This window comes from Paenibacillus sp. BSR1-1 (assembly GCF_030403775.1).
GTDB lineage: Bacteria > Bacillota > Bacilli > Bacillales > Cytobacillaceae > Neobacillus.
This window is the reverse complement of the sequence record NZ_JAQMWQ010000012.1, coordinates 139060-145858: the sequence shown is the minus strand read 5'-3', so window position 1 is coordinate 145858 and position 6799 is coordinate 139060. Positions and strand designations below refer to the sequence as shown.

At 40.7% G+C, this 6799-nt stretch carries 7 protein-coding genes; 2 read left to right on the top strand and 5 right to left on the bottom strand.

The window, feature by feature from the left end; genetic code table 11:
• Both PH210_RS17475 and PH210_RS17470 read right to left on the bottom strand, forming a co-directional pair.
• Positions 1–252, bottom strand: a 252-nt coding sequence (locus PH210_RS17475; RefSeq protein WP_289987325.1) for an IS3 family transposase, incomplete at its 3' end; no start/stop codon positions are given.
• A gap of 47 nt (positions 253–299) precedes the next feature.
• Positions 300–608: a transposase gene (locus PH210_RS17470; protein WP_289987318.1), complete on the bottom strand. Its 309-nt coding sequence runs from the start codon at positions 606–608 to the stop codon at positions 300–302.
• Between PH210_RS17470 and PH210_RS17465 the strand changes: the two genes are divergently transcribed.
• Positions 594–794 (top strand): hypothetical protein, encoded by a 201-nt coding sequence (locus PH210_RS17465; protein ID WP_289987317.1) that lies wholly within the window; start codon positions 594–596, stop codon positions 792–794. The two genes, PH210_RS17470 and PH210_RS17465, sit on opposite strands and share 15 nt — an antisense overlap.
• Positions 795–844: 50 nt before the next feature.
• Here PH210_RS17465 and PH210_RS17460 read toward each other — a convergent pair whose 3' ends face one another.
• The gene (locus PH210_RS17460) at positions 845–1897 is read right to left on the bottom strand and encodes an HAD hydrolase family protein (RefSeq protein WP_289987316.1); all 1053 of its coding nucleotides are present in this window, start codon (positions 1895–1897) and stop codon (positions 845–847) included.
• Between the two features lie 241 nt (positions 1898–2138).
• Here PH210_RS17460 and PH210_RS17455 point away from each other — a divergent pair, with 241 nt between their 5' ends.
• Positions 2139–2531, top strand: a complete 393-nt coding sequence (locus PH210_RS17455; protein ID WP_289987314.1) for a J domain-containing protein — start codon at positions 2139–2141, stop codon at positions 2529–2531.
• Between the two features lie 68 nt (positions 2532–2599).
• Here PH210_RS17455 and PH210_RS17450 read toward each other — a convergent pair whose 3' ends face one another.
• Entirely contained in the window at positions 2600–5269 is a 2670-nt protein-coding gene (locus PH210_RS17450; protein ID WP_289987312.1) for a phosphoenolpyruvate synthase, read from the bottom strand.
• A 114-nt stretch (positions 5270–5383) separates the two neighbouring features.
• A complete protein-coding gene (locus PH210_RS17445) occupies positions 5384–6685 on the bottom strand; it encodes an alpha/beta hydrolase family protein (RefSeq protein ID WP_289987310.1) in 1302 nt (433 codons plus the stop codon).
• Between the last annotated feature and the right edge of the window lie 114 nt (positions 6686–6799).

Genomic DNA, 6799 nt, shown 5'->3' with positions numbered 1-6799 from the left:
TGGAGGAGTAGCGAACAGACCCAAATCCCTCATCCGATTGGCCACCGTCTTTTGGGAAACCTTTATGTTATCCCGATTTACTAGCCTTTCATGAATTCTAGGACTTCCAAATGCCGAAAGGTTATCATAAAAGTGAAACATAATTCGATCATCTAGTTGACGGTTCCACTTGTCCCTTTCGGTTTCTTCCTTGCTCTGACGCTTTTCCCACGCATAAAAACCGGAGGTTGATACACCTAATACTTTGCACATCTTCACAATGGTATGATCCTTCTTGTGGGCCTGAATGAAGGCAAACCTTACTTCTTTTCCTGCGTGAAGATGTGCATGGCCTTTTTTAGGATGACATTTTCCTCTTCTATTTCGAGCCTTTTTAATCTTTCTGCTTCAAACAGTTCCTTGTACTCAGAAGCGGTGAGTAGTTGATCCTGTTTAGCTTTCTCTGCATCCTGCTGTTTTTTTCGGTAGCTGCTAACCCACTTATGCAGCGTATCATATGGAATCTTAAGCTCATTACAGACATCAACTTGTTTTCGGCCGTCGTGAACGATCAATTTAGAAACATACTCTTTAAACTCAGTAGGGTAATTTTTATGTTTTTTCGCCATGTAAAACACGTCCTTAATATTGTTGATTATGATTTAAACATGACGCCACTACCTGTGTCCACTTTTTATGCTAGCATCATTGTGATGGACCAATTAACCCTTGGCTGGGGGTTTTTGACGACCGCTATCTGTATGGTCATTTACTTGGTTTATGTTGCTTTTACCGATCGGACGAAATATGAATAGCAGCATAAAACGAATCCCCTTGCATTGAAAGCAAGGGGATATAGCTTTTTTTAACACCGAACTTCAAGTAAATCTAGCGCCTCTTGAATGGAGGTAACATTCACGTTTACCGGATACTGTCCCATGAAGTTAACCCCGATAGAATAGCCGGCATGCTCGAACATTGGAATGTCATTTTCCCCATCGCCGATTGCAATTTTGTCTAATACCTGTTGAAACAGTTCAAACCACATGAGTCGCGATTCTTCATTTTCATTGATGGAAATTTTATGTGTTTTCGCTGTCGTATTAATGCCGACATATTCGAGTTTTTTCAACTCATGTTTATTGATTTTATTTTCCTCGTGTAAAAATAAATACTCTTCCCATCGATCTTCTATGTAATCATAATAGGTTAATGGTGATAACAATAAGGAATCGTATTGGCCAATTCCATTCTTTTTTAAGAGGAGAATTTCTTCCTCATTCGTTTTAGTAGATATTTGAAGCTCCTGGTCCTTTTCATTAATAGAATCACCCATAAAGTCATTGAAAACTTTAATCAAATAGCCGTCCTGTTCGATTTCAATTGGGCTTATCATCGTATAGTTTGATAGAAACTGGAGACGTTCTAAAATGGTAATCAAATGCCCGATGTACTCTTCATATAATTCCTTATATTCTAAAGGGCTTAACCGAAAGGAATGCCCTTTTTTCTTATTTCGTAAGGTAATTAACTGGTCAAACAATTGAATTGTTTTTCTTTCAAATAGAAATGGGACGAGTTCAGGAATAAACATGTCTTCTGGCTTATCATTATAGACTCTTGTTGTTTCACGGAAAATTTCAAACCAGTGGCCGAGGGAGAGCTTCTTGGTCAGCAAATCACTTATCCTTTGATTTAAAGACTCCAGTTGCATGCCGTTCTTTACATAAGAAGACAGCGAAACAATACTTAAATAGCGGGTTGTCATTTCAAAAAGGTCAATCATGGATACAAAAAGAGGTTCATAGTTTTTCTGGCCTTTTTTGACAAGCCGTTCTTCTTTTGAAAATTTTTTATAGTATACAGCAATGGGGAACGGATAAGAATGTTTTATCTTATGACTCAACGAATCATCCATCTTTGTCTCTCCTTATTTATAGTCAAATCAATTTAGGGTGGCTGATATCATTAATGTGAGATATTACCATTATAAAAAAGATTATATATCTTAATAGAAAAAAAATCATCTAAGTTGTGACTATTGTTTTAGTTAATATTGCTTAGTGGTAGTTTATGCACTTTAAAAAAATATGAATATTTTATAAAGTACCTGAATACTATTTTGGAAGGATTTTAATCAAAAGAGGGTGGGAAAATACATGGGATCTATTGGAAATTACTATCGTATTTTAGACGTGCCCTATGATGCAACTTTTGATGAAATTAAAGAAGCCTATCGAAAAAAAGTAAAAGAAGTACATCCAGATAAAGACAAAGGGAATCCTGAACAGTTTAAAAAAGTGAAAGAAGCCTATGAAACTCTTAAAGATGTTGAAAAAAGAAAGAGGTATGACAATCTTCTTTTCAAAACAGCTCATAACTTCAGACATAATCCAAAGCAGGAATCTCCCGCTAAAATTAACCCTTTCATAAGAATAGTAAATATACAGAATAAAAATCGAAAACAGGATACCCTTTCACCTGTATTCCTAAATGCGGCTCTTATTTTAATAGAAGTTTTAGGAAATGCGTATTTAAATAAAAAGAAATAGAACAGCAGCGGGTGGACAACTGAATTTATTGTCCATCCGCTGCTGTTTTTGTACCTGTCTTTTGAGATTCAGGCAGGGCTATTCGGTTCCTCTAAAACTTGAACGTAGCCATGAGTACCATCTATCCGAATGTACGATCCATCTTTTAAAATTCTGGTGGCATGATCAATTCCTGCTACTGCGGGTATTCCATATTCACGGGCTACGACAGCCCCATGCGTCATCATGCCGCCGACTTCCATCACCAAACCCTTTGCAGAGTGGAACAACGGTGTCCATCCTGGATCTGTAAACGGGGCAATCATGATTTCGCCTGAATGGAGTTTTGCCTCTTCAGCACGAAGCACTACTTTTGCAAAACCCTCGACCACACCAGATGAAACGGGTGTTCCAATTAATGCACCATCCGGAGCCTTTACATCACGCCGTACCCCTGTAATAATTTCTCCTTCACTAGTCATGACCCGAGGAGGGATGAGCTTTCTATTACCTTGATGCTGCCACTTGCGATGTACAATTAGTTTTTGAATGCCCCCATCCAATGTACCTTCCTTAACAGCTAAGAGCTCACTTAAGGAAAGGTAGAAAACTTCTGATTCTCTATACAGTTTTCCATGCTTGACAAGTTCTTTGGCTTCATTCAAGATTGCACGCTTATAGATGTCAAAATGACGAATAAGGGTATATTTGGGAAACTCCCGTAGCCCGGCCAAATTTCGATAGTTACGTATCAGTCGAGAAAGGATCCGGGCCTTAAAACGCCCCCAGGGAGTCCTGCGTACGTCAGCGATGATTTGTTTTTCGGCCTCTTGTGCTTCTATTTCTCCTTGAAGAAATTTATCTCGATGCTCTCCAGGTGCCAGACTATGAATATGGCTAATAATTGATGGAACAAGTGCCGTTGGTGACTCCCGCCACCTTGAATTCGCAATATCGATTTCTCCCGGACACCTCATGCCGTATTTGCTCATGAAATGCTCGAATTCCTTCCCAAATGTATCTCCTCCTTGAATCTGACTTAACCCATCAAAGAATGTATGATCCTCGGCTCTCTGTAAATACTCAACGACTTGGGGATGTTCTCTTGCTATATCAGCAAGGTCGCCAATCATTAGACCGAGTTCACTCGTGACGTTGCCGGTCAAGGATTTGTTAAGCAAATGCACTCTCTCATCATTACCCAGCCATCTTCTTACTAAAGCCTCAGTCAACACTTTAGAAGCTAGACCCGAAAACATGTAGGGGGCTATTTTTCTAATAACTGATAAGATTAAGTTACCGAGGTTTTCTTGGAGCTTCGAAATACGGTCAGCACCTGACACCTCAAACAAAAGGCGTTCAGTCTCTTGAATTCTTTTGTTCATGAAAAGGCTGATATCATGCCTGGCGGCGGCGTAATCTTTTACAAACAAACCGGGAAGAACGGTCCGAATTGCGATTCGGGCGGTTCGGTAAAATGCCTTTTTTACATGTTTGTCTGCTGGATGCTGAAATTCGGGAAGAAGAACCAATTGCCCAATGGCGCTGCCAATCCGTTCGTCAATGAGACGCAGTAATCGAGGAAGCATTCGTCTGACTGGTTTTAGATATAGCAAAGCAGTCGGGTCGAAGAACAAATGACCTCCTGCTTCCAGGACCGCTGAACTTTCTAATCGGGCAGATCCTGATTTGCCAAGTGGAAACATCGTCCTTAGGATGGAAATGCCCAAAGGACTTATGGCATCTGTCATCATTTGCTGATGCCCCATCGAGATAAAGGCATGTAGACGATTATCAGTAATCTTCGGTATGGGATAGAGTGATGTAATCGGGCGGCTTTGAACAATGTAAAGCTCTCCGTTAACGAAACACCACTCAATGTCCTGTTCGGTTCCGTAATGTTCTTCAATTTTCTGCCCGAGCTCCGCTAACCGGAGGATCTGTTCATCCGAAAGAGCTTGGGATTGTTGCTTCTCAAGGGATAAATCCTTTGTTTTTGTGCCGCCATCCGGAACTGGGTAGATTGCGATTTTTTTGTCGGAAATCTTCTTTTGGATGATTTGGCCGCCTTTTACCTGATATAAATCTGCGGATACCAGTCCGGATACTAAGGCTTCCCCTAATCCAAAACTGGCATCAATAGAGGTGACTTTCCGATTGCCCGTAATGGGGTCCGCTGTGAACATGATGCCGGATACGTCCGGGAAGACCATTTCTTGAACCACCACGGATTGGAAAACCTGGCGATGATCAAAACCGTTCTTTGCCCGGTAGGAAATGGACCTGTCCGTGAACAACGATGCCCAGCAGCAACGAACGGCATCAAGGAGTTGCTGCAGCCCCCGCACATTAAGATAAGTTTCTTGTTGACCGGCAAAAGAAGCTCCAGGCAAATCTTCAGCGGTTGCACTAGAACGAACCGCATAGGCTTTCTCCATCCCATGATGCTGCCACGCCTCTACAATGGCAGTCTGTACTTCCCATGGAATGGATAGGTGCTCAATAGATTTACGAATTTTCTTTCCCAACATCCGAATTTCTTCCAGGCTATCCGCATGAACATGGTCAAGCTCGGTAAAGAACTGATCCATCTCCTTGCTTTTATCCACATGAGCCTGGTACGCAGAAATGGTCACGCAAAAGCCTTGCGGCACAGGGAAGCCAGCCTTCGTCATTTCACCAAGGTTTGCCCCCTTACCCCCAACATACGGTAATGATTCTTTGTCAACTTCATTAAGGTGCAAAACGAATTTCTTCATTCCTATCACCCTTTCAGCTTAACACCACTGATATCAATTGTATTTTGAGTTTCAGCATAAATGACCAAATAAACAACCAAAAGCCCCTGCACATATGCATGGGGCCCTGCTAAATCAATATGTCCTCTCTGGAGTAAAATGGCCAATGCCCTTTAATTCATTGTCAAAAAAATCAAGAATTAGCTTATTTTCCGTTTCAAGGCAGTAATATGGATCAATGCCGGCTTTTCCGCCTTGCAGATAATTGGCAAGGATAGGGGAGAAAAGCGGCAAATCGGTCAAGCTTAAATGTTTTGCGCCTTGAAAATGGGTTGTATATGCTTCTTGGAATTGTTTATTATCAAGTTTGTTCGCTGCATAAAGGGAGTTGCTTTCAAGTTGTTCCCAAACATCATCAGAATAAATGTTAAAAAGCGGGGTTTTGTATGCCTTGCTGCTTGCAGCAAAATCACCGATTTCTTTCTTATAGGCCAGCTCACTAAAGAAAGGGGCATCGATATTGACGACTGCATCAATATCATCACGCTCTCGGCCTAGCCAAACACTTGCTGCGCCGCCCATTGAGTGCCCGAACACACCAATTTTCTCTGTATCGATATGTTGATAAATGGGATTATTGTCGCTTTTGGCTTTTTCAAGTATCGTATCAATGACAAAATTCATATCGTCTGTTCGCAGTTTCATCCATTTTTGAATGAGCCCATAAAGTTCTTTCTTCGAGTAAACCCCATTATTCATATTGTTGATTTCACGGTTATAATCTGAATTAATCGTTGCAACCGTTCCATCCTCTGAACGAGTATAAAAGGAGTGATAAGGATGATCGATAGAAACGACTACATATCCGTGGCTTGCAAGCTCCGTATAGGTAGAGGTATTGCTTGACTTAATCCCAGTGCTTCCATGTGAGAACACTAATAGAGGGAATGTTCCATCTCCAGTTTTGGGATACCAAAATTCCACATCTACAAATCTGTTTTGCCCATTGTCGGTAAATTCCTCAATACGGTTTTTGTCAACGTAAGTGTAAGCAGCAGTTGCTACATCATAATTCCCTGTCACTTTTGGTGATTTATGCTGCGGGAAAACAATGGCAGGTGCCAGTGCGAAATTGAAAGCCAATATCATTATCATGGATTTCCAGACCATTTTAGAAGTTTTGTATTTTGGTGAATTTGTTCTGTTTCGGATAAGCGAAACCGTTCCCTTTAACGCTAAGATAAAAAACAGTATGGCAGCCAATACCCAGCGGAAGCTCCAGACAATCACCGAAGAAAGTGTGAGCAATACAAATGCTAAAAATATAGCAATCCTAATCCAATTTTTCATTTTCTTATGGTTTTGCTTCCTAGCAATACAGAAGATTGAAAATGCAATCTCGAAAACCAACGCAATCAACAATAGTAAACTTCCCATCGTAGTTACCCCTTCTTTTTCCAATAATTTATTACAAACTGAGGATAATAAATTGCCAGAAGGAAGTATATAGAAAATCAGTAAGTTGTATCCACAGGCAAATAAGATGCAAAA

Coding starts and splice junctions, on each gene's coding strand:
- PH210_RS17465 (WP_289987317.1), top strand. CDS start 594: ATGTTTTTTCGCCATGTAAAACACGTCCTTAATATTGTTGATTATGAT.
- PH210_RS17470 (WP_289987318.1), bottom strand. CDS start 608: ATGGCGAAAAAACATAAAAATTACCCTACTGAGTTTAAAGAGTATGTT.
- PH210_RS17460 (WP_289987316.1), bottom strand. CDS start 1,897: ATGGATGATTCGTTGAGTCATAAGATAAAACATTCTTATCCGTTCCCC.
- PH210_RS17455 (WP_289987314.1), top strand. CDS start 2,139: ATGGGATCTATTGGAAATTACTATCGTATTTTAGACGTGCCCTATGAT.
- PH210_RS17450 (WP_289987312.1), bottom strand. CDS start 5,269: ATGAAGAAATTCGTTTTGCACCTTAATGAAGTTGACAAAGAATCATTA.
- PH210_RS17445 (WP_289987310.1), bottom strand. CDS start 6,685: ATGGGAAGTTTACTATTGTTGATTGCGTTGGTTTTCGAGATTGCATTT.